Raw genomic sequence first — 22,597 nt, forward strand, 5'->3', positions numbered from 1 at the left:
TTCTAAAAATACTCCCGCCGGAGGCATCCGTGCGGGCAACACCCACCAAAAGGTGATCTGATGCTGCGCCGTCTCCACCACGAACAACCCGACAGCTTTGCCTTCACTCCGGCCAATCAGGCCTGGGCTGAAGCGCAGATCACCAAATATCCCGAAGGCCGCCAAGCCTCGGCGGTCATTCCGCTCTTGTGGCGTGCGCAAGAACAGGAAGGCTGGGTCACCAAACCCGCTATTGAGGCCATCGCCGATATGCTGGGCATGGCTTATATCCGGGTGCTGGAAGTCACCTCTTTCTACTTCATGTTCCAGATGCAACCCACAGGGTCTGTTGCCAATATTCAGATCTGCGGCACCACGTCCTGCATGATTTGCGGGGCTGAGGACCTGGTTGCGGTCTGCAAGGAAAAAATCGCCGCAAAGCCGCACACCCTGTCGGCGGACGGCAAGTTTTCCTGGGAAGAGGTTGAGTGCCTGGGCGCTTGCACCAACGCTCCGATGGCGCAGATCGGCAAGGACTATTACGAGGACCTGACGGTTGAGACCTTTACTATGCTGCTGGACAATCTGGCCGCAGGCAAAATGGTGACGCCGGGCCCTCAGAACGGGCGGTACGCAGCTGAACCTGAATCGGGCCTCACCTCGCTGACTGACTTTGACAGCGGCAAGACCCAGTACAATGCAAGCGCGCAGCTGGCGATGGACATCAAGGACGGCGTCAAGCGTATCCAGGGTGATGAAGTGCCGCTGCTGACCCCTTGGGTCGGCAAGGACGGCGTTGTTGCCGGCCGGGCCGCGGCAGATGCGCCGCCCAAAGCACCGGAAACGCCCAAACCTGCCGCGAAACAGGCGGAAGAGGCTGCCAAGGCGGCCCCAAAAAGTCGGACGCGGCTGAGCCTTCCTCTCCGGAAGGGGCGGCGGCAAAACCTGCGGCGGACAGCCAGCCCGAGGAAGCCCAGCCGGAAATCCTGAAGGAAGCCCGCGGCGGCCTGGCAGATGATCTGAAACTGCTCAAAGGGGTTGGCCCCAAGCTGGAGCAGACCCTGAACGAGCTGGGGTTCTTCCATTTCGACCAGATTGCCGACTGGACTGAGGCCGAGGTGTCTTGGGTCGATGCGCGGCTCAAATTCAAGGGCCGGATCGAGCGGGACGGCTGGATCGAACAGGCTAAGCGGCTGCAGGTGGGCGACGAGACCGAATTCGCCAGACGTGCCAAGGAAGAGCACATTTACGACGACGGCAAAGACGACTGATCGGGATGCGGCTCTGCAAGGCCGCGCTTGGGTGATAGGGAACAGATGAGCAAGGAACAGGACCAGGCTATCGCTGCAAAGGGCCGGCATATTGCGCTTGTGATTGCCGGGACCATTTTGCTGTGGATCGCCGTGTCGCTGTTCGTCGGCCCCATGCTGGAGCTGCCGGGGCGCTATGCCTTGCTGTTCGACTTCGCCGCGCTGGCAGGCATGATCTATGCCCTGGTCAACATATTTCAACTCTGGCGCATGCGCCGGGCCAACGAACAAGAAAACCAAAGGTAGGCACACATGCTGAAGGATCAGGACCGGATCTTTACCAACCTTTACGGGATGCACGAACGTAACCTGGCGGGCGCCAAGGCGCGCGGCCATTGGGATGGCACCGCCGGCATCGTTGAAAAGGGCCGTGACTGGATCATTCAGACCATGAAAGACAGCGGCCTGCGCGGCCGCGGCGGTGCGGGTTTCCCGACCGGTCTGAAGTGGTCCTTCATGCCCAAGGAAAGCGATGGCCGCCCGGCCTTTCTGGTGATCAACGCGGATGAGTCCGAGCCTGGTACCTGCAAAGACCGCGAAATCATGCGCCATGATCCGCATACGCTGATCGAGGGCGCACTGATCGCGTCCTTCGCGATGAACGCGCATACCTGCTACATCTACCTACGCGGCGAATACATTCGCGAGCGCGAGGCGCTGCAGGCCGCGATCGACGAATGCTATGATCAGGGCCTGCTGGGCAGGAACGCGGCCGGCTCTGGCTGGGACTTCGACGTCTTCCTGCACCACGGGGCAGGGGCCTACATCTGCGGCGAGGAAACTGCCCTGATTGAAAGCCTTGAGGGCAAGAAGGGCATGCCCCGGATGAAGCCGCCGTTCCCGGCGGGTGCGGGTCTTTATGGCTGTCCGACCACGGTGAACAACGTCGAATCCATTGCTGTTGTGCCGACTATCCTGCGCCGCGGTGCCGATTGGTTCGCAGGCTTCGGCCGCCAGAACAACGCAGGCACCAAGCTGTTTGCGATCTCCGGTCATGTGAAAAACCCCTGTGTGGTTGAAGAGGCGATGTCGATTGGATTCGAGGAACTGATCGAAAAGCACTGCGGCGGCATCCGCGGCGGCTGGGACAACCTCTTGGCAGTGATCCCCGGCGGCTCCTCGGTGCCTTGCGTGCGCGGCGAGAACATGCGCGACGCAATCATGGACTTCGACTACCTGCGCGGCGAGCTGGGCTCGGGCCTTGGCACCGCGGCGGTCATTGTGATGGACAAGCAGACCGACATCATCAAGGCGATCTGGCGCCTGGCCAAGTTCTACAAGCACGAGTCTTGCGGCCAATGCACCCCGTGCCGCGAAGGCACCGGCTGGATGATGCGCGTCATGGACCGCCTGGTAAAGGGCGAGGCCGAGCTGGAAGAGATCGACATGCTGTGGGACGTGACCAAACAGGTCGAAGGCCACACCATCTGCGCCCTTGGCGACGCGGCGGCCTGGCCGATCCAGGGCCTGATCAAGAACTTCCGCGAGGAAATCGAAGACCGCATCAAGGCCCAAAAGACCGGCCGTATGGGCGCGATGGCGGCGGAGTAACTTGATGGAAGCCTTTGACGCATATTCCCACGCTCTGGCCGCGCTGGTGGTCTTTACCCTGATCATCCTGGTGCTGTCGCCGTTTTCGGCGTTGGCCAAGCAGAAGGCAGGCCTTGCGCCCGGTGCCACGCCGCAAGAGGACTATGCCGAGAAGGCCTACCGTCTGAACCGGTGCTACCTCAATGGCTGCGAAACCCTGCCTGCCTTCCTGACAGTGACATTGGCGGCGATCCTGGCGGGCGCGGCGCCGTTCTGGGTGAACTTCCTGGCCTCGCTGGTGCTGGTGTCGCGGGTGATCATGATCCTTATCCACCTGCGCGGCAGCGGCAAACCGCATGGCGGGTTGCGCTCGATTTTCTACGTGATTGGCTGGTCCTGTATGGGCGGCCTGGCAATTTTGACTTTGGTGGCAGTATTTTGAGCATTCTAACGACATACCGGATGGCCCTGCCGGTGGCCTGTTTGGCAGTTGCGGCGCTGGTCACGGCCTGCGGTTCCTCAACCACCAACAAAAACCGAGAGCTGTATGACGGCATCCCGTTCAAGGCTAAGGCCAAGCCGGTGGACAAGAAGGTGAACCGCGCTGATTTCTCCATTGAAATCAAGGGCGCCGACCGCTCTGTCACCGGTGCGCGCGCGGCTGCGGCCCACGCCGGGACCACCTATTGCGTTGTGAACTATGGTTCTTCCAAAATCAATTGGGCGGTGGACCCTGCCGATCAGGATACGCAACTGACACTGACCGACGGCAAGGCCGTTTTCCAGGGAACCTGCACACCGTGAGCGGATTTCCGGCATATCAGGGCTGGCCGGTCCGGCTGCTATTGAATAGCAGCGCCGCGCGCTTGAGCAGTGGGAGCTTCAAACTGAAGGAGTTCTTTGCCATGCGTGCCCTGATTGCTGTTGCCCTGTCTGCCTTTGTTGCCCTGCCGGTTTCGGCACTGGCCAAACCGTCGCTGCGCGATGTTGCCGAAATCGAAGACCCCCTGTTTGCGGTGGCCATGGCCAAGGAGGTCTCGGACCACTGCGACCGCCTTGCGCCGCGCTACTTCAAGGGGCTGGGCGAGTTGCGCAGGCTCAAAGCGCGGGCGAATGAGCTGGGATACACGGACACGGAAATCCGGGCCTACATCGACTCGGATGCTGAAAAGGCCCGTATGCGTGCCAAGGGCGAGCGTCTGCTGGCGCAAAACGGCGTCTTTTACGAACAACCGGAAACCTTCTGCGCCTATGGCCGCGCGGAAATCGAAAAGAACAGCGCGATCGGCGTGTTACTGAGGGCGAAATAGACCATGTCTGACCTCCGCAAGATCAACATTGACGGAACCGAGATCGAGGTGGACGGGGCGATGACCCTGATCCAGGCTTGTGAGGAGGCCGGTGTCGAGATCCCGCGCTTCTGCTACCACGAGCGCCTGTCGATTGCGGGCAACTGCCGCATGTGCCTTGTTGAAGTTGTCGGCGGCCCGCCGAAGCCGGCCGCGTCCTGCGCGATGCAGGTGCGCGATCTGCGCCCCGGGCCGGAAGGACAGGCGCCGCAGGTGAAAACCAACTCGCCGATGGTCAAGAAGGCCCGCGAAGGCGTGATGGAATTCATGCTGATCAACCACCCGCTGGACTGCCCGATCTGCGATCAGGGCGGCGAATGCGACCTGCAGGACCAGGCGATGGCCTATGGCATCTCTGCCAGTCGCTTCAAGGAAGCCAAGCGCGCGGTGGATGATCTGGACCTTGGCCCGCTGGTCGGCACCGCTATGACCCGCTGCATCAGCTGCACCCGTTGCGTGCGTTTTACATCTGAAGTGGCCGGCATCACCCAGATGGGCCAGACCGGGCGCGGCGAGGATGCAGAGATAACCTCCTACCTTAACCAGACGCTGCAATCGAACCTGCAGGGCAATATCATCGACCTTTGCCCGGTCGGCGCGCTGACGTCGAAACCTTATGCCTTCACCGCTCGTCCGTGGGAGCTGACCAAGACCGAAACCGTCGACGTGATGGACGCGCTGGGATCGAACATCCGCGTGGACACCAAGGGCCGTGAAGTGATGCGTATCCTGCCGCGCAACCACGACGGTGTGAACGAGGAGTGGATCAGCGACAAGACGCGTTTTGTCTGGGACGGGTTGCGCCGCCAGCGCCTTGACCGCCCTTATGTGCGTGTGGACGGCAAGCTTAAACCTGCCTCCTGGCCGGAAGCGCTTGCTGCCGCAGCCAAAGCCATGAAGGGCAAGAATGTTGCAGGTCTGATCGGCGATTTGGCACCGGTTGAAGCCGCCTTTGCTCTGAAACAGCTGGTCGAAGGCCTGGGCGGCAAAGTGGAATGCCGCACGGACAACGCCCGCCTGCCCATAGGCAACCGGGCGGGTTATGCCGGCACCGCGGCCATCGAAGACATCGACAGCGCCGAATACATTCTGTTGGTCGGCACCAACCCGCGTGATGAGGCCCCGGTGCTGAATGCGCGCATCCGCAAGGCCTGGCTGAACGGCGCGAAGATCGGCAATATCGGCCAGCCGGCGGATCTGACCTATGACGTGTTCCAGATGGGGGCAGGGCGCGACGCGCTTGCCGGTCTGGAAAAGCACGAATTCACTGACATCCTGGAAAAGCCGTCGGTAATTGTCGTGGGCGCCGGCGCTTTGCGTGAAGCAGACGGGCTTGCCGTTCTGGCTCATGCCATGCATGCGGCCGAACGCACCAACGGCAAGCTGCTGATCCTGCACACCGCTGCGTCCCGTGTGGGGGCAATGGATGTGGGGGCCGTCACCGAAGGCGGCATGGAAGCAGCCATCGACGGCGCCGAGGTGATCTATAACCTGGGTGCGGATGAGGTCGAAATCGACAGGTCTGAAAGCGGGGGCGCCTTTGTGATCTACCAGGGCTCCCATGGCGACCGCGGCGCACATCGCGCTGACGTGATCCTGCCGGGCGCTGCCTATACCGAAGAAAACGGGTTGTTCGTAAACACTGAAGGCCGTCCGCAGCTTGCGATGCGGGCAGCATTCGCACCGGGTGAAGCCAAGGAAAACTGGGCCATCCTGCGCGCCCTCAGCGCCGAAGTTGATGCCACGCTGGGCTATGACTCTCTGGCGCAGCTGCGCCAAGCGCTGGTGGCCGAGGTGCCGCATCTGGCCAGGATCGACGAAGTGGCTGAGAAAACAGGCGACGCGCTGGAGCTGGACAAGCTTGGCAAGGCTGACTTTCTGCCTGCGGTCAAGGACTTCTACCTGACCAACCCGATTGCCCGCGCCTCGCAGCTGATGGCGGAACTGTCGGCGGGTGTGAAAGCCCGCGAAACCGGGAAACTGGCTGCCGAATGATCCGCTTTGCCCTCATAACGCCCTTTCTGCTGGCCGCCTGTGCAATGGCGCCCGGCAGCGAAGGCGGGCGGCCCGCCCCGATCTATGAAGGGGTGGAAACCAGTCTGCTGGAGGGCGATCTGGTGCAATTTCACGTCTCCATGCGCGGCGCAACCGTGCAGGAAGACCTCGACAACTATGCGGAATGTGCCGCCGCGCAATATGCGCTGATCCGGGACTACGGGTTTGCACGCCATGTGCGCACAACAATGAAACAGGCAGGGGGCAGCCGGACCGCTGATGCGGTCTATCTGATTTCGCCCTCTCTGCCGCGCGGGCTGCGCACCATCGACGCTGAAGTCGTGGTTGCGGATTGCGCGGCAAACGGAATACCGACGGTGTGAGGACCTATGGCTGATTTCTTTAACACTCCAGGCGGCATCGCTGTTCTGATCCTGGCGCAAGTGCTTGCAGTTGTTGCCTTTGTGATGATCTCGCTCCTGTTCCTTGTATACGGGGACCGCAAGATCTGGGCCGCGGTCCAGATGCGCCGGGGACCGAACGTGGTGGGCGTCTTCGGCCTGCTGCAATCGGTAGCCGACGCGCTGAAATATGTGGTCAAGGAAGTGGTGATCCCGGCCGGCGCCGACCGCCCGGTCTTTATCCTGGCACCGCTGACGTCTTTTGTGCTGGCGATGATCGCCTGGGCGGTGATCCCGTTCAACGACGGCTGGGTGCTCAGCGACATCAACGTCGCCATTCTTTATGTCTTTGCGGTCTCCAGCCTTGAGGTCTACGGCGTGATCATGGGCGGCTGGGCCTCGAACTCGAAATACCCGTTCCTAGGCAGCCTTCGCTCTGCCGCACAGATGATTTCTTACGAAGTATCGCTGGGGCTGATCATCATCGGCATCATCATCTCCACCGGTTCGATGAACTTTGGCGACATCGTGCGGGCGCAGGACGGCGATCTGGGCCTCTTGAACTGGTACTGGATCCCGCATTTCCCGATGGTCTTCCTGTTCTTCATCTCGGCGCTGGCAGAAACTAACCGCCCGCCGTTCGACCTGCCGGAAGCGGAATCGGAACTGGTTGCGGGTTACCAAGTGGAATACTCGGCAACGCCTTTCCTTCTGTTCATGGCCGGTGAATACATCGCCATCTTCCTGATGTGCGCACTGACGTCGCTCTTGTTCTTCGGCGGCTGGCTGTCGCCGATCCCCGGCTTGCCCGACGGCGTGCTGTGGATGGTTGCCAAGATGGCATTCTTCTTCTTCCTCTTCGCGATGGTCAAGGCGATCACCCCGCGCTACCGCTACGACCAGCTGATGCGCCTGGGCTGGAAAGTGTTCCTGCCGTTCTCGCTGGCCTGGGTGGTCTTCGTGTCCTTTGCCGCAAAATTCGACTGGTTCTGGGGCATCTTCGCCCGCTGGACCGTGGGGGGCTAAACAGCGATGGGCGTCGATATCGAGCTCTTCGAACGGCTGGCCGACTTGTCGGCCCGCTTCCAGCCGGAAGGCCGGACGCTCATGCTTGGGCGCCATTCCTTCCAGGTGGAGGATCATATCAAACACAAGTTTGACCGGATCCTGCGCAAGAAGGGGCTCGATCTGACCCATACGGAACTGCTGCAGGAGGACGGTTATTGCGAAACCCTGATGCGGAAGCTGGGGTTTGGCGACATGGAGACGATGGACTTTTCGGATTATGAGGGTGCGACGATCCTCCATGACCTGAACCGCCCGGTGGCTGCCGAGCTGGAAGGGCAGTTCGATCTGATCTTTGACGGCGGTACGATTGAGCATGTCTTTAATGTGCCGATGGCGCTGGAAACCGTATTCCGGATGCTGAAACCGGGCGGGCGGTTTATTTCCGCCAACGGGTTCAACGGCTGGCCCGCGCATGGCATCTACCAGTTCAATCCGGAACTGGTCTGGACGTTTTGGGGACGCAACTGCGGCTGCACGGTGCATGATTGCCGCGGCATCCACAAACGGCCGCGCGGCGGCGACTACCATATCGAATTCCAGGACCCCGCAGAGACCGGCAAACGGATGCGGCTTAAGGGCAAGATACCGGAGGGGCGCATGTACCTCTACTACGAGATCGAAAAGACCAAGGATTCAGTGATGAAAGACCTGGTTCTGCAAAGCGACTATGAAACCAAGTGGCACAGCCACGGAAACGCCGGCGCAACCCGGCTTGATGACGAAATGGCTCCGCAATGACCCAAATCGACTACACCCGCGCCGCCAAATACTTCCTGCTGCAGGATTTCTGGGTCGGCTTCAAACTGGGGATGAAGTATTTCTTCGCCCCCAAGGCCACCCTGAACTACCCGCATGAGAAGGGCCCGCTGTCACCCCGCTTCCGCGGCGAGCACGCGCTGCGCCGCTATCCGAACGGCGAAGAGCGCTGTATTGCCTGCAAGCTGTGCGAGGCGGTCTGCCCCGCGCAGGCGATCACCATCGACGCGGAACCGCGCGAGGATGGCAGCCGCCGCACCACGCGGTACGACATCGACATGACCAAATGCATCTACTGCGGCTTCTGCCAGGAAGCCTGCCCGGTGGATGCCATCGTCGAAGGCCCGAACTTTGAGTTCGCCACCGAAACCCGCGAGGAGCTGTTCTACGATAAGGACAAGCTGCTGGCCAACGGTGAACGCTGGGAAGCCGAGATTGCCCGCAACCTGGAAATCGACGCGCCGTACCGATGAGAGAGCAGCGCAAAAGTTTTCAAAAACTTTTGCCAAGAATTTTTGAAAATTCTTGGACGGAGGACAGGACATGACCAAACAGCCGCCCAATCCGTTTGAGGCCATGATGGCCCAGATGCAGACCCAGGCGCAGGAGATGGCCAAGGCCTTCAATCCGGCGCTGGAGAACTTCTCGCCCTCGGAGGCTTTCAAGGAGTTCGAAAGCTTATGGCCCACCATGCCCAAAGAGGTCATGGAAATGATGTTCGGCAACACCGTCAATAAAGACGGGCTGGATGCCAAAACCCGGCTGCTGCTGACACTGGCCGGGCTGACAATGCAAGGCGCGCAGGCTGATTCAGCGGTGCGCCAGACCGTGCGCCACGCCCTCGCGGCAGGCGCGAAGAAACAAGAGATCGTGGAAACGATCGGACAGATGTCGGTGTTCGCCGGCATTCCGGCCATGAACCGGGCGCTGGATCTGGCGCAGACGGTCCTGGACGACAACAAGGACGATGAGACATGAGCGTTTTTGCCTTCTACCTCTTCGCCGTCAGCGCCATCACCGGCGGGCTGTTCACCGTGATCAGCCGCCAGCCGGTGCATTCGGTGCTGTGGCTGATCCTGGCCTTTATTTCTTCGGCCGGGCTGTTTGTGCTCTTGGGGGCGGAGTTTGTCGCCATGCTGCTGATCATCGTCTATGTAGGCGCGGTCGCGGTGCTGTTCCTGTTTGTCGTGATGATGCTCGACGTGGATTTTGCCGCGCTGAAGGCCGAGATGGCGCGGTACCTGCCGCTGGCGCTGCTGATCGGCCTGGTAATCCTGATGCAGTTCGTGATGGCCTTTGGCGTCTGGGAAACCGCGCATAAGGCGCCGGAACTGCTGGCCAATCCAGTACCCGCCGACCGCCACAACACCGAGGCCCTGGGCCTCATCATTTATGACCAATATTTCCTTCTGTTCCAATTGTCAGGCCTGATCCTGCTGGTGGCGATGATCGGCGCGATTGTGCTGACCCTGCGCCACCGCACCGACGTCAAGCGCCAGGACGTGGTTGCCCAGATGATGCGCGACCCGGCCGTGGCAATGGAACTCAAGGACGTGAAACCGGGGCAGGGGCTGTGAGCACATGATCGGACTTGAACATTATCTGACCGTCGCGGCGACGCTGTTCGTCATCGGCATCTTCGGGCTCTTCCTGAACCGCAAGAACGTGATCATCCTGCTTATGAGCATCGAACTGATGCTGCTGGCGGTGAACATCAATCTGGTGGCCTTCTCGTCGTTCCTGGGCGATCTGGTGGGGCAGGTCTTTACCCTGTTCGTGCTGACCGTTGCCGCCGCCGAGGCGGCCATCGGCCTGGCGATCCTGGTCTGCTTCTTCCGCAACCGCGGCACCATTGCCGTCGAAGACGTCAACGTGATGAAGGGCTGAAGAAACATGGAAACCATCCTTCTCTTTGCCCCGCTGGCGGGCGCCCTGATCTGCGGCTTCGGCTGGAAATTCATCGGCGAGAAAGCCGCCACAGTCACGGCCACATCGCTGCTTTTCCTGGCGGCGCTGCTCAGCTGGATCACCTTCCTGTCGTTTGACGGGGTGACCGAAAACATCGAAATCTTCCGCTGGATCGAAAGCGGCTCGCTGTCGACCTCCTGGGCTATCCGGCTGGACCGGCTGACCGCGATCATGCTGATCGTAATCACCACGGTGTCGTCGCTCGTGCATCTGTACAGCTTCGGCTACATGTCGCATGACCCGCAGTGGAAAGACGGTGAAAGCTACAAGCCGCGCTTCTTTGCCTATCTGTCGTTTTTCACCTTTGCGATGCTGATGCTGGTGACCTCTGACAATCTGGTGCAGATGTTCTTTGGCTGGGAAGGCGTCGGCGTTGCCTCTTACCTTCTGATCGGCTTTTACTACCGCAAGCCCACCGCCAACGCGGCGGCGATGAAAGCCTTCATCGTGAACCGCGTCGGCGACTTTGGCTTTGCGCTGGGGATCTTCGGGCTGTTCTTCCTGACCGACAGCATCAACCTTGCGGACATCTTTGCCGCTGCCCCGGCGCTGGCGGAAACCCAAGTGTCGTTCCTGTGGAGCGAGTGGAATGCTGCCAACCTGATTGCTTTCCTGCTGTTTGTCGGCGCGATGGGCAAGTCGGCGCAGCTGATCCTGCACACTTGGCTGCCGGACGCGATGGAAGGCCCGACCCCGGTGTCGGCACTGATCCACGCGGCAACCATGGTGACCGCGGGCGTGTTCCTGGTCTGCCGGATGTCGCCGCTGATGGAGTTTGCGCCTGAAGCCACTGCATTCATCACCGTGATGGGCGCAGCCACGGCCTTCTTTGCGGCCACCGTCGGGCTGGTGCAGAACGACATCAAGCGGGTGATCGCCTATTCGACCTGCTCGCAGCTGGGCTATATGTTCGTGGCCGCTGGCGTCGGCATGTACTCCGCTGCCATGTTCCACCTGTTCACCCACGCCTTCTTCAAGGCGATGCTGTTCCTGGGCGCCGGTTCGGTGATCCACGCGATGCATCACGAGCAGGACATGCGCCACTATGGCAACCTGCGCAAAAAGATCCCGTGGACCTTCCGGGCGATGATGATCGGCACTCTGGCCATCACCGGTGTCGGCATCCCGCTTAGCGGCTGGATCGGCTTTGCCGGCTTTGTCTCCAAGGATGCGATTATCGAAAGCGCTTATGCGGGCGGATCGATGTTCGGTTTCTGGGCGCTGGTGATTGCGGCCTTCATGACCTCTTTCTACTCCTGGCGCCTGATGTTCATGACCTTCTACGGCGAGGCACGCGGCGACAAACACACCCACGATCACGCGCACGAAAGCCCCTGGACCATGCTGGTGCCGCTGGGCGTGCTGGCGGTGGGGTCGGTTACTGCAGGCATGATCTGGTACAGCAGCTTCTTCGGCCACGCTGATCAGGTCGGCAAATTCTACGGCATTCCGGTTGCGGAAGCCGCAGCCGCGGCACATGGCGAAGACGCCAGCCACGGCGCGGACACTGCACATGGTGTCTCTGACGGCCACGGTGAAGAAGCTGCGCAGGGTGAAACCACGGCTGAAGGCGCGCACCACTATGTGTTTGCAGGCAAGCCGGGCGAGGGCGGTATCTACATCGGCAAGGACAACCACATCCTGGAGGACGCCCACGCGGCCCCGAAATGGGTGAAGCTGTCCCCGTTCATGGCAATGGTTGCAGGTCTGGTCCTGGCGCTGTGGTTCTACATCTGGAACCCGTCGCTGCCGGCACGTCTGGCCGCACAGCAACGCCCGCTCTACCTGTTTCTGTTGAACAAGTGGTACTTTGACGAGATCTACAACGTGATCTTCGTCAAACCTGCCCTGGCCATTGGCCGCTTCCTGTGGAAACGCGGCGATGGGGGCACCATCGACGGCTTCCTCAATGGTCTGGCCATGGGCGTTGTGCCCTTCTTCACCCGTCTCGCCGGACGCGCACAGTCCGGGTACATCTTCACTTATGCCTTCTGGATGGTGCTGGGCATCGCAGCCCTGGTCACCTGGATGTCGATCGGCGGAGGAACGCACTGATGGACAATCTCCTTTCTATTGTCACCTTTATCCCGGCGCTGGCTGCAGGAATTCTGGCCTTGTTCCTGCGCGGCGAGGATAAGGCGGCGCAGCGCAACGCCAAGTATGTCGCGCTCTTTGCCACCACGATCACCTTCCTGGTGAGCCTTGGCATCTATTTCGAGTTCGACCCTGCCAACACCGGCTTTCAGTTTGTGGAAGACCGGGCCTGGATCCTGGGGCTGAAGTACAAGATGGGCGTCGACGGCATCTCGGTGTTGTTTGTGATGCTGACCACCTTCATCATGCCGCTGACCATTCTGGCCAGCTGGTCGGTCACGACCCGTGTGAAGGAATACATGATCGCCTTCCTGCTGCTGGAAACCCTGATGCTGGGTGTCTTCATGGCGCTGGACCTGGTGCTGTTCTACCTGTTCTTTGAGGCGGGCCTCATCCCGATGTTCCTGATCATCGGCATCTGGGGCGGCAAGGAGCGGATCTACGCCTCCTTCAAGTTCTTCCTCTACACCTTCTTCGGCTCGGTGCTGATGCTGGTGGCGATGGTCTTCATGTATGTGGATGCGGGCACCACTGATATCGAAACCCTGCTGACCCACAGCTTCTCGGCGGCGTCGTTTGATGTGCTGGGCATTCACGTCGTGGGCGGCGCCCAGACGCTGATGTTCCTGGCGTTTTTTGCCTCCTTTGCGGTGAAGATGCCGATGTGGCCGGTGCACACCTGGCTGCCGGACGCGCACGTGCAGGCACCGACTGCGGGCTCCGTGGTGCTGGCTGCGATCCTGCTGAAAATGGGTGGCTACGGCTTCCTCCGGTTCTCGCTGCCGATGTTCCCGGTGGGCGCGGATGTGATGACCGATATGGTCCTGTGGATGTCGGCCATCGCGGTGGTCTACACCTCGCTGGTGGCACTGGTGCAGGAGGACATGAAAAAGCTTATTGCCTATTCCTCGGTTGCACACATGGGCTTTGTCACCATGGGCATCTTTGCCGCCAACCAGCAGGGCATCGACGGCGCCATCTTCCAGATGCTGTCGCACGGCTTCATCTCTGCCGCGCTCTTTCTTTGTGTCGGGGTGATCTATGACCGGATGCACACCCGCGACATCGACGCCTATGGCGGACTGGTGATCCGGATGCCGGCATACGCTTTGGTGTTTATGTTCTTCACCATGGGCAACGTCGGCCTGCCGGGCACCTCCGGCTTTGTCGGTGAATTCCTGACCTTGATGGGCGCCTTCCAGAAAAACACCTGGGTGACGGCCGTGGCCGCAACCGGGGTGATCTTCTCGGCCGGATATGCGCTGTGGCTCTACCGCAGGGTGGTGTTCGGCGACATGATCAAGGGCAGCCTGGCCGGCATCCGTGACATGACCGCACGCGAGCGCTTTGTCTTTGCGCCGCTGGTGGTCATGACCCTGCTGCTGGGCGTCTATCCGTCTCTGGTCACCGACATCATCGCGCCCTCGACCGAGGCGCTGATTGCAAACTTCAACCAGTCTCTGGCGGCTGCCGACATCTCGGCAGCCACCCGGATTGCTTCGCATTAAGGGAGCATCAGGCAGATGATCCAAGCTGATCTTACTGTAATCCTGCCAGAGATCGTTCTGGCGCTTTACGCGATGGGCGCGCTGCTTGGCGCGGTCTACACCACCAAGGACAAGCTGGCAGTGCCGCTGGTCTGGGCAACCGCCGCGCTGTTGGCGGCGGTAGCCTTCTGGATCGCGGCCAGCCCGGCCACCACCCAGACGGCCTTCAACGGCATGTTCATCAACGACGGCTTTGCCCGCTTTGCCAAGGTGGCGCTGCTGCTGGGCGCGGCGGCGGTGCTGCTGATCGGCCAGGACTATATGGCGCGCCGCGGCATGCTGCGGTTTGAATACCCGATCCTGGTGGCGCTCAGCGCTGTGGGGATGATGATGATGGTCTCCGCAGGCGACCTGATGTCCCTTTACATGGGGCTGGAGCTGCAGTCGCTGTCGCTTTATGTCGTCGCTGCAATGCGCCGCGACAGTGTGAAGTCGACCGAGGCGGGCCTCAAGTACTTCGTGCTGGGCGCGCTTTCTTCCGGCCTGCTGCTGTACGGTGCCTCGCTTGTCTACGGCTTTGCCGGCACCACCCAGTTTGCGGGCATCATCCAGGTTGCCGAACAGGGCCATATGTCCATCGGAATGCTGTTCGGGCTTGTCTTCATGATCTCGGGTCTGGCGTTCAAGGTCTCGGCGGTGCCTTTCCACATGTGGACCCCCGACGTCTACGAGGGCGCGCCGACCCCGGTCACCGCTTTCTTTGCCACCGCGCCCAAGGTTGCGGCGATGGGCCTGTTTGCCCGCGTCCTGCATGATGCCTTTGGCGGTGCAATCTCCGACTGGCAGCAGATCATCGTGGTGCTGTCGGTGCTGTCGATGTTCCTCGGCGCCATTGCCGCCATCGGCCAGCGCGACATCAAACGCCTGATGGCCTTCTCGTCGATTGCCCATATGGGCTATGCGATGATCGGTCTGGCAGCAGGCACCGAACAGGGCGTCACTGCGATGCTGGTGTATCTGGCGATCTACGTCACCATGAACATCGGTACATTCTCCTTTATCATGATGCTGGAGAAAGACGGCAAGCCCGTGACCGATATCATGGCGCTGAACCAGTTCGCCGCGCGCGAGCCGGGCAAGGCGCTGGCGGTGCTGATCCTGATGTTCTCGCTGGCCGGCGTGCCGCCGATGCTGGGCTTCTTTGCCAAGCTGGGCGTCTGGCAGGCGGGTGTTGATGCTGGGCTGATCGGGCTGGTCATTGCCTCTGCCGTGGCTTCGGTGATCGGTGCGTTTTACTACATCCGCATCGTCTTCTACATGTACTTCGGCACGGGCGATGACGATGTAGAAGCAAAGGGCTCGCCGATCCTGGGCGTGGCACTGATGGCCTCTGCAGCGCTGATGCTGGTGGGCGTGGTCTACCAGTTTGGCATCGACGGCGCCGCAGCTGCTGCCGCAGCAACGCTTGTAAATTGATCTGCTTTTCAGGCAGGCTGACAAGGCCCGGTCTTGTGACCGGGCCTTTCCGCATTTAAGGAGCGCGTATGAGCTGGCCAGCAGGATATGGAAAACGGGTGCTTGCCGAGGTCGACAGCACCCTGAACGAGGCCGCCCGCATCGCAGGCGAGCTGGCAGGCCCGGAGTGGATCCTGGCGCTGCGGCAGACCATGGGGCGGGGCCGCCGCGGGCGCGACTGGAAGGACCCCAAGGGCAATTTCGCCGCCACGCTGGTGATGCGGCCCCAAGGCGCGCCGGATCAGGCAGCGCTGCGCAGCTTTGTCGCGGCACTTGCGGTCTATGACGCCTGTGTTGCGGTTACCGGGCGCACCGAAGGCCTGTCGCTGAAATGGCCCAACGACGTGCTGCTGAAAGGCGGCAAGCTGGCGGGAATCCTGCTGGAAAGTGCCGGCAACGGGCAGGGGGTCACCCATCTGTTTGTCGGCATCGGTGTCAATCTGGTGGAAACCCCGATGAAGGAATGGCTGGAACCCGGTGCGGTCTGGCCGGTTTCGCTGTTGTCGGAAACCGGCGTTCAGGTCTCGCCTGAGGAGTTTCTGGATGCCGTGGCAGAGGCCTTTGCGCGCTATGAGCAGCAATTCAGCACCTATGGTTTTGAACCGATTCGCACCGCATGGCTGGCGCGCGCCGCCAAGCTGGGCGAAGTGATCACCGCCCGCACCGCCAGTTCCGAGACCGAAGGCACTTTTGAAACAGTGGACGCCGGCGGCAACCTTGTCCTAAACACTGCCAAGGGCCGCGTCAGCATTCCCGCGGCCGACATCTATTTCTAGGAAGGGGCAGCAATGCTTCTGGCAGTTGACTGCGGCAATACCAATACCGTCTTCTCGATCTACGACGGCGAAAAATTCGTTGGCATGTGGCGCACCGCCACCGACTGGCAGCGCACTGCCGACCAGTATTATGTCTGGCTGAACACGCTGATGCGGCTGCAGGGGATCGAGGCGGATATCACCGACATGATCATCTCCTCCACCGTGCCGCGGGTGGTATTCAATCTGCGGGTTTTGGCGGACCGCTATTTCAGCACGCGCCCCCTGGTGGTGGGTAAGCCCGGCTGCCTGCTGCCCGTCGCGGTGCGCGTGGACGAAGGCACCGCCGTTGGCCCCGACCGGCTGGTCAATACGGTGTCCGGCTTTGACCTTTATGGCGGCAATCTGATTGTGGTGGATTTTGGAACCGCAACAACTTTTGATGTGGTGGCCGAAGATGGCGCCTATGTCGGCGGGGTGATTGCGCCCGGCGTGAACCTGAGCCTGGAGGCCCTGCACCAAGCTGCCGCCGCCCTGCCGCATGTGGACATCACCAAACCTGAAAATGTCATCGGCACCAACACCGTCGCCTGTATGCAGTCCGGCGTGTTCTGGGGCTATGTCGGCCTCGTCCGCGAGATTTGCACCCAAATCAAGGCGGAACGCGGCGTGGCGATGAAAGTAATCTCGACAGGCGGGCTGGCGCCTTTGTTCCAGCAATCCGCTGATCTGTTCGACGCATTTGAGGATGACCTCACCATGCATGGCCTGCAGATCATTCATAAATACAACAAGGATAATGGTACTGACGCATGAGCAGTGAAAGATTGATCTATCTGCCCCTCGGCGGGGCGGGTGAAATTGGCATGAATGCCTATGTCTACGGCTACGGGCCGAAGAACAAGGAACGCCTGATCCTGGTCGACCTGGGCGTGACCTTCCCCGATATGGACACCACCCCCGGCGTTGATCTGATCATGCCGGACATGACCTGGCTGAAAGAGCGGGTAGACCGGCTGGAGGGGATTTTCGTCACCCACGGGCACGAGGACCACATCGGCGCCATCGCGCATATGTATTCCAGCCTGAATGTGCCGGTCTACGCCCGTGCTTTCACCGCCAATCTGGCGCGGCGTAAGATGGAGGAGGCGGGTCACGATCCGGCCAATGTGCACACGGTCGAAGCCTGGCCGGAAGTGACCAAACTGGGTCCCTTCACCATTGGCGTCGCCCCGATGAGCCACTCAATCCCCGAAAGCGGCGCGCTGGTGATTGACAGCCCGGCAGGGCGGGTGGTGCACACCGGCGACTTCAAGCTGGATTCCAATCCGCTGGTCGGCGAACCGTTTGATCCGGAGATGTGGGCAGAGATCGCCAAGGACGGCATCCAGGCGCTGGTCTGTGATTCCACCAATGTGTTCTCCACCCATCCGGGCCGCTCGGAATCGGAGCTGCCGGATGAGATCACCCGGCTGATTTCCGAAGCCAAGGGCCTGGTTGCCGCCACCACATTTGCCTCCAACGTGGCCCGTGTGAAAACCCTGGCCGAAGCCGGGGTGCGGGCCGGGCGGTCCATTGTGCTGCTGGGCCGGGCGATGCGCCGGATGATCGAGGCGGCAACGGAAACCGGCGTTCTGACGGACTTCCCCAAGGTGATCAGCCCCGAAGACGCCAACAATGTGCCGCGCGACAATCTGATGCTGATCACAACCGGCAGCCAGGGCGAGCGCCGTGCGGCTTCCGCGCAGCTGGCGCGCGGCAAATACCGCGGGCTGGAGCTGAAGGAGGGCGACACCTTCCTGTTCTCCTCCAAGACCATCCCGGGCAATGAAAAGGGCGTGATCCGCATTATCAACCAGTTCTCTGAAATGGGTGTGGATGTGGTTGATGACAGTTCCGGTCTTTACCATGTGTCGGGGCACGCCAATGGGCCGGATCTGGAAACCATGCATACCCTGCTGAAGCCCAGAATGCTGGTGCCGATGCATGGCGAGCACCGCCATCTGCGCCAGCACGCCCGTCTGGGCGAGGCAAAGGGCATTGCCAGCGCTGTTGTGGTCAACGGAATGATGATGGACCTCAGCGGCGACGCGCCCAAGTCCGCCGGCTATGTCGATACCGGCCGCACCTATCTGGACGGATCTGTCAAATACGGTGCGATGGACGGTGTTGTCCGCGACCGTATCCGCATGGCGCTGAACGGCCATGTGGTGGTGACGGTGCTGCTGGACGAGCAGGACGAACCGCTGGGCGAGCCCTGGTGCGACGTCAAGGGCCTGCCTGAGACCGGCAGTTCCAACGCCGCTCTGGTCGAGGTGATGGAAGCGGATCTGAACCAGTTCCTGATGCGCGCCGGTGCCAAGACGCTGCGCGATGAGGAGAAGCTGGAACAGGAGCTGCGCCGTATTGCCCGCCAAAGCGCCCATAGCGAGATCGGCAAAAAACCCGAGGTGACGGTGGTCGTCAGCCGCATGCGCTGAGCCTGCGTGGGCCGGGCGGTTCTCCCGCCCGGCCCTAGCCGCATTAAAATGCAGCAGGCCCCGTTGGGCCAGGCGCCGCGCACCCTGACGGGTCCGCGGCGCTGCCGCAGAACAACAGTGCAAGAAACAACAACGCCGCGGCCTTCTTAGGCACGCGGCGTTGTCAATTCGGGTACTTGTCCGGTAGAGCCGCGAGACGTCTCAGCCGTGCAGCGGACGGGCGCAGCTGGGGCAGGAAACTACCTTGCGCGGGGCGCTGAACATAGCGCGGAACAGGCGGCGCATCACGTTGGCAAACGCCTCGGCGCGCAGCTCATGGGCGCGGGCTTCAATGGCCTGGAATTGTGCAATGGTCAGGGTGTTGGTGTCGGTGGTGTTCATGGCGAAGCCCATCTTCAATCGCGTTACAGTGTTGCCGAAGCAATACGCCTGTCTGCACGGATTGACGCCACCCAAGATCGAAGACCCGTTATGCTGCAAATGCAAAGGTCGTTATACTGCAGTTGCGTGGCGGGTCGCCCTTCTTCAGCCGCAATGAAAAAAGGCCGCCCCGAGGAGGAGCGGCCTGCAAAAAATGTCTGGCGGTGCCGGTCAGCCGGCCCGGCGCTCTGCAAAGCTGAGGGCGATGAAGCTGGGCAGATGGTCACCCATGCCGACCACGGATTTGTCGTCGCGTTTACCGTATTTACCGCGGCCCGAAGAGCGTTCGGGCTTTTGCGCAGGCGTTTCGTCCTTGCGGGGGCTGCGGGGTGCCTCCTTGCGGGGCTCGCGGGCTTCCGCCTCCGGCTTGGCCGTGCGGGTGTCCGCTGCCGGCTTGGCGGCGCGCGCGGGTTTTTCCGCCTTGGGTTCCGGCTTCACCGGGTTGTCCAGACGCGGGATCTCTTTCTGAAGCAGCTTTTCCACCGCATCCAACGCCTTGTCATCGCGCGGAATACAGATGGTGATGGCCTTGCCCTCGCGGCCGGCGCGCCCTGTGCGGCCGATCCGGTGGACGTAGTCCTCGGCATGGCCGGGCACATCGAAATTGAACACATGGCTGACGCTGGGCACATCAAGGCCGCGCGCGGCCACATCGGACGCCACCAGGATGCGCAAGGCCCCTTCGCGGAAACCGTCCAAAGTCTTGGTCCGCTGGCTTTGATCCAGATCGCCATGGATCGGCGCTGCGTCATAACCATATTTCTTGAGCGATTTGGCGACGATATCCACATCCGTTTTACGGTTGCAGAAGATGATGCCATTGGTGAGCTTGTCACCCTCGCCATCAATCAGCGCGCGCAGTACCCGGCGTTTTTCCGTTGCTTCGCGGTCGCGGCGGGACGCTTTGAACTGCACGACGGTCTGTTCGATGGTTTCCGACGCAGTGGCCTGGCGGGCCACTTCAATCCGGGCCGGGCCTGACAGGAATGTGTTAGTGATCCGCTCGATCTCCGGCGCCATGGTGGCCGAAAAGAACAGCGTCTGGCGGGTGAACGGCGTCAGCGAGAAGATCCGCTCGATATCCGGGATAAAGCCCATGTCGAGCATCCGGTCGGCCTCGTCCACCACCATGATCTGCACGCCGGTGAGCAGCAGCTTGCCGCGCTCAAAATGGTCCAGCAGGCGGCCGGGGGTAGCGATCAGGACATCGACGCCTTTGTCAATCAACGCGTCCTGTTCCTTGAACGAAACCCCGCCGATCAGCAGTGCCTTGGTGAGCTTTACATGCTTGGCATAGGTGTCGAAGTTCTCCGCTACCTGGGCCGCCAGCTCGCGGGTGGGGCAAAGGACCAGGCTGCGCGGCATCCGGGCGCGGGCGCGGCCGCGCGCCAGAAGGGTGATCATCGGCAGCGTGAAAGACGCAGTCTTGCCGGTGCCGGTCTGGGCGATTCCCAGAACGTCGCGTCCCTCCAGTGCGGATGGAATCGCCCCGGCCTGGATTGGAGTGGGGGTTTCATATCCAGCTTCCTCAACAGCTTTGAGGACCTTGGGATTAAGGTTCAGATCGGAGAATTTTGTCATATGTATCCGTCATTGCGGACACTGACCTGGCCCGCGCGTGTGTGTTGCAACCGGCTCCGCAAAGGTCATGCGGGATGGCAGCTACCGGCTCGTGTGGCGGCATAGCAAAATCCCGCGTGATCGTCAATTATTGCCGGGTTTTGCTGTTCTTTTGTCCCGCCCATTTGCATCAGAGAGACAATTCAGCCGAATTCGGGAAAGTGTTTCCGCCGTTTTGTGTCCAAATCCAGTTTTCGGATCTTTAGCAGCCCCTCAGCCTGCAGGCGGTTCCGCAGGTCAGGGCTATCGGCGCAAACTTCGTCAAAAAAGACGCGCAGGCCGGCCTCTCCGTGATCCGCTTCAATCGTGCTGAGCAGCTCGTGCGCAGTGATTCCCCCGGTGTCCCGTGACCGGGAGGGGGCAAGCCCGGCCCGGTAAGAGCCTTTTTGCAGCCGGTACCGGTAATGGCTGATCCAGCTTTGCCAGTCCGCGGCATGGAAATGGCACAGATCCATGCCGTCCAGTTCGGCCTGGCCGGGATTCATGCCGCCGTCCAGCAAAACATTGTGAATCCGAATCTCCAGGCCGTCGATGCCGGTGCGGGTAAACAGTTTGCCTTGGACATGGCTCAGAAAACCGCCTTTGAGATGCTTGCCGAATTGCGGGTACAGCCGCGCGGCACGGGCGTTCTGGTCAGCGACCGGGAGATATCCTTTGAAAGCCGTGCCACCGCCGCCCGCCAGGGCTTCAACCGGGCGCACCCGGGCACAGCGGATGTCAGGTGGCAGCGCCGCTAGCCGGGCGGCAACAGACCCTGCAGACCACAGGAATTCGTCCACGTCGCAGTGCAGCAGCCAGTCCACATCCCCGGCCTGACGCTGGTAGGCGCGGCTGGCATTTGCGGATTGCCGCACCTGGTGCTTGACCGGCCGTCGGCCCATCCGCCGCCAGTAGGTCTCGTTGCACTCGGTGACCCGGATCTTCGGATGTGCTTTCAGATGCGGAAATGCGTCCGGGCAGGGGGCATCCAGATACAGAAACAGTCTGTGCGCCCCGGCCTCAAGGTAATGGGCCGCAAAGGTCAGGATATCGCCTGCGTGTGCCTTGATGGTGCTGACGACACCCCATTTGATCTGCTCACCGCTCATCAGAGGCGGGCCTGTTCTTATAGCGTTGGATCCGGGCGAAGATGCTGCGCGGATCATTCATGACCATCTGCAGCATGCGTGTTCCCAAAGGCCGAAGAACCGCGTCATTCTCGGCATAGCGCCACAGCCGGGCCAGCATGTTCTTGTCCAAATCCCCGTTTGGCAGCGAATAGGGCTCCAAGCCAAAGCCCAGATCATCCGGCTTTGAGCCGCCGCGGGTCCGGGGAAAGCCAACGCTGTTTTTCTGTCCGCTCTGACGGCGCTCACTGTCGTGAAGCTTGATCAGGTCGAACAGCAGCATCAGCCCCTGTCCTCCCAAGCGCTGGTCCATGGTTTCCCCATGATCGGCAAATGTAGCTGCTGCCGATATCATCCAGCGCACTGGCAGTTCGCGGGCCAGCGCGCCGCCCTGTTCCGACCATATCCGCAGAAACAACTGCCGCGCTTGCGGCGGGGCGGCGCGCCTGCGCAGAATGGCAATGCAAACTGCATGAAGCGCCCAAAGTTCAGACTGGCCAACAAACTCTGCGCGTATAATCGCCTGCTTGCGCAACGCATGCCTGCGGTTTTCCGGCATGCTGGTCATGTCAGGTGCGCAGGAGACCAACGCTGCCTTAAGTGCATTCAGATCAACGTCCGGGGGCGGCAGCACCGACAGCGGATCGTCGAAAGGCGCCTCGCGTGTCTCCAGCCGCCGCATCAGCGCAAAAAAACCGCCAGGGTAGTTCTGTTGATCCAGGTCCATGACGGGTTTCAATGCGCTGTTTTTCTAAATGCGGCGT

23 protein-coding genes and 1 pseudogene are annotated in these 22,597 nt (G+C 61.2%); 20 read left to right on the top strand and 4 right to left on the bottom strand.

Going from position 1 to position 22,597, the window contains the following annotated elements; genetic code table 11:
* Positions 1 to 60 precede the first annotated feature (60 nt).
* The 20 genes and pseudogenes from ETW23_RS06830 (at position 61) to ETW23_RS06925 (ending at position 18,687) form a co-directional block, all read left to right on the top strand.
* Positions 61 to 1,250: pseudogene (locus ETW23_RS06830) on the top strand (NADH-quinone oxidoreductase subunit E).
* A 45-nt stretch (positions 1,251 to 1,295) separates the two neighbouring features.
* Complete coding sequence (locus ETW23_RS06835) at positions 1,296 to 1,535, top strand: DUF5337 domain-containing protein (RefSeq protein ID WP_134829538.1); 240 nt, start codon at positions 1,296 to 1,298, stop codon at positions 1,533 to 1,535.
* A gap of 6 nt (positions 1,536 to 1,541) precedes the next feature.
* Positions 1,542 to 2,840: an NADH-quinone oxidoreductase subunit NuoF gene (gene nuoF / locus ETW23_RS06840; protein WP_129371397.1), complete on the top strand. Its 1,299-nt coding sequence runs from the start codon at positions 1,542 to 1,544 to the stop codon at positions 2,838 to 2,840.
* 4 nt (positions 2,841 to 2,844) lie between these two features.
* Positions 2,845 to 3,261, top strand: a complete 417-nt coding sequence (locus ETW23_RS06845) for an MAPEG family protein (protein ID WP_134829539.1) — start codon at positions 2,845 to 2,847, stop codon at positions 3,259 to 3,261.
* A complete protein-coding gene (locus ETW23_RS06850) occupies positions 3,258 to 3,623 on the top strand; it encodes a hypothetical protein (protein ID WP_247676726.1) in 366 nt (121 codons plus the stop codon). Before ETW23_RS06845 ends, ETW23_RS06850 begins: the two co-directional genes overlap by 4 nt.
* A 101-nt stretch (positions 3,624 to 3,724) precedes the next feature.
* A complete protein-coding gene (locus ETW23_RS06855) occupies positions 3,725 to 4,129 on the top strand; it encodes a DUF5333 domain-containing protein (RefSeq protein ID WP_134829540.1) in 405 nt (134 codons plus the stop codon).
* A 3-nt stretch (positions 4,130 to 4,132) separates the two neighbouring features.
* Positions 4,133 to 6,163: an NADH-quinone oxidoreductase subunit NuoG gene (nuoG, locus tag ETW23_RS06860; protein ID WP_134829541.1), complete on the top strand. Its 2,031-nt coding sequence runs from the start codon at positions 4,133 to 4,135 to the stop codon at positions 6,161 to 6,163.
* Positions 6,160 to 6,546, top strand: a complete 387-nt coding sequence (locus tag ETW23_RS06865) for a hypothetical protein (RefSeq protein WP_129371393.1) — start codon at positions 6,160 to 6,162, stop codon at positions 6,544 to 6,546. Before nuoG ends, ETW23_RS06865 begins: the two co-directional genes overlap by 4 nt.
* Before the next feature lie 6 nt (positions 6,547 to 6,552).
* The gene (gene nuoH, locus ETW23_RS06870; RefSeq protein ID WP_129371392.1) at positions 6,553 to 7,590 is read left to right on the top strand and encodes an NADH-quinone oxidoreductase subunit NuoH; all 1,038 of its coding nucleotides are present in this window, start codon (positions 6,553 to 6,555) and stop codon (positions 7,588 to 7,590) included.
* Between the two features lie 6 nt (positions 7,591 to 7,596).
* Positions 7,597 to 8,370: a methyltransferase domain-containing protein gene (locus ETW23_RS06875; protein WP_129371391.1), complete on the top strand. Its 774-nt coding sequence runs from the start codon at positions 7,597 to 7,599 to the stop codon at positions 8,368 to 8,370.
* Positions 8,367 to 8,861: an NADH-quinone oxidoreductase subunit NuoI gene (nuoI, locus tag ETW23_RS06880; RefSeq protein WP_129371390.1), complete on the top strand. Its 495-nt coding sequence runs from the start codon at positions 8,367 to 8,369 to the stop codon at positions 8,859 to 8,861. Before ETW23_RS06875 ends, nuoI begins: the two co-directional genes overlap by 4 nt.
* A gap of 70 nt (positions 8,862 to 8,931) precedes the next feature.
* Positions 8,932 to 9,366 (top strand): carboxymuconolactone decarboxylase family protein, encoded by a 435-nt coding sequence (locus ETW23_RS06885; RefSeq protein ID WP_129371389.1) that lies wholly within the window; start codon positions 8,932 to 8,934, stop codon positions 9,364 to 9,366.
* Positions 9,363 to 9,965: an NADH-quinone oxidoreductase subunit J gene (locus ETW23_RS06890; RefSeq protein WP_129371388.1), complete on the top strand. Its 603-nt coding sequence runs from the start codon at positions 9,363 to 9,365 to the stop codon at positions 9,963 to 9,965. The genes ETW23_RS06885 and ETW23_RS06890 overlap by 4 nt, the downstream gene beginning before the upstream one ends.
* 4 nt (positions 9,966 to 9,969) lie before the next feature.
* A complete protein-coding gene (nuoK, locus tag ETW23_RS06895; RefSeq protein WP_008553673.1) occupies positions 9,970 to 10,275 on the top strand; it encodes an NADH-quinone oxidoreductase subunit NuoK in 306 nt (101 codons plus the stop codon).
* Positions 10,276 to 10,281: 6 nt separating this feature from the next.
* The gene (nuoL, locus tag ETW23_RS06900; protein ID WP_134829542.1) at positions 10,282 to 12,411 is read left to right on the top strand and encodes an NADH-quinone oxidoreductase subunit L; all 2,130 of its coding nucleotides are present in this window, start codon (positions 10,282 to 10,284) and stop codon (positions 12,409 to 12,411) included.
* Entirely contained in the window at positions 12,411 to 13,958 is a 1,548-nt protein-coding gene (locus ETW23_RS06905) for an NADH-quinone oxidoreductase subunit M (protein ID WP_134829543.1), read from the top strand. The genes nuoL and ETW23_RS06905 overlap by 1 nt, the downstream gene beginning before the upstream one ends.
* A gap of 15 nt (positions 13,959 to 13,973) precedes the next feature.
* On the top strand, positions 13,974 to 15,413 hold the full coding sequence (nuoN, locus tag ETW23_RS06910; RefSeq protein ID WP_129371385.1) for an NADH-quinone oxidoreductase subunit NuoN: 1,440 nt from the start codon (positions 13,974 to 13,976) through the stop codon (positions 15,411 to 15,413).
* A gap of 68 nt (positions 15,414 to 15,481) precedes the next feature.
* Positions 15,482 to 16,228, top strand: coding sequence for a biotin--[acetyl-CoA-carboxylase] ligase (locus ETW23_RS06915; RefSeq protein ID WP_134829544.1), 747 nt, complete (start codon positions 15,482 to 15,484; stop codon positions 16,226 to 16,228).
* A gap of 12 nt (positions 16,229 to 16,240) precedes the next feature.
* Positions 16,241 to 17,023 (top strand): type III pantothenate kinase, encoded by a 783-nt coding sequence (locus tag ETW23_RS06920; protein ID WP_129371383.1) that lies wholly within the window; start codon positions 16,241 to 16,243, stop codon positions 17,021 to 17,023.
* A complete protein-coding gene (locus ETW23_RS06925) occupies positions 17,020 to 18,687 on the top strand; it encodes a ribonuclease J (protein ID WP_134829545.1) in 1,668 nt (555 codons plus the stop codon). The genes ETW23_RS06920 and ETW23_RS06925 overlap by 4 nt, the downstream gene beginning before the upstream one ends.
* Positions 18,688 to 18,888: 201 nt before the next feature.
* Here ETW23_RS06925 and ETW23_RS06930 read toward each other — a convergent pair whose 3' ends face one another.
* The 4 genes from ETW23_RS06930 to ETW23_RS06945 all read right to left on the bottom strand — a co-directional run bounded on the left by ETW23_RS06930 (position 18,889) and on the right by ETW23_RS06945 (position 22,560).
* On the bottom strand, positions 18,889 to 19,068 hold the full coding sequence (locus tag ETW23_RS06930) for an RSP_7527 family protein (protein WP_129371381.1): 180 nt from the start codon (positions 19,066 to 19,068) through the stop codon (positions 18,889 to 18,891).
* A gap of 210 nt (positions 19,069 to 19,278) precedes the next feature.
* The gene (locus ETW23_RS06935) at positions 19,279 to 20,688 is read right to left on the bottom strand and encodes a DEAD/DEAH box helicase (RefSeq protein WP_134829546.1); all 1,410 of its coding nucleotides are present in this window, start codon (positions 20,686 to 20,688) and stop codon (positions 19,279 to 19,281) included.
* A 182-nt stretch (positions 20,689 to 20,870) separates the two neighbouring features.
* Entirely contained in the window at positions 20,871 to 21,815 is a 945-nt protein-coding gene (locus ETW23_RS06940) for a glycosyltransferase family 2 protein (RefSeq protein ID WP_134829547.1), read from the bottom strand.
* On the bottom strand, positions 21,805 to 22,560 hold the full coding sequence (locus ETW23_RS06945) for a hypothetical protein (RefSeq protein ID WP_129371378.1): 756 nt from the start codon (positions 22,558 to 22,560) through the stop codon (positions 21,805 to 21,807). Before ETW23_RS06945 ends, ETW23_RS06940 begins: the two co-directional genes overlap by 11 nt.
* Between the last annotated feature and the right edge of the window lie 37 nt (positions 22,561 to 22,597).

Source organism: Leisingera sp. NJS201 (genome assembly GCF_004535885.1).
In the GTDB taxonomy this organism is placed as follows: domain Bacteria; phylum Pseudomonadota; class Alphaproteobacteria; order Rhodobacterales; family Rhodobacteraceae; genus Leisingera.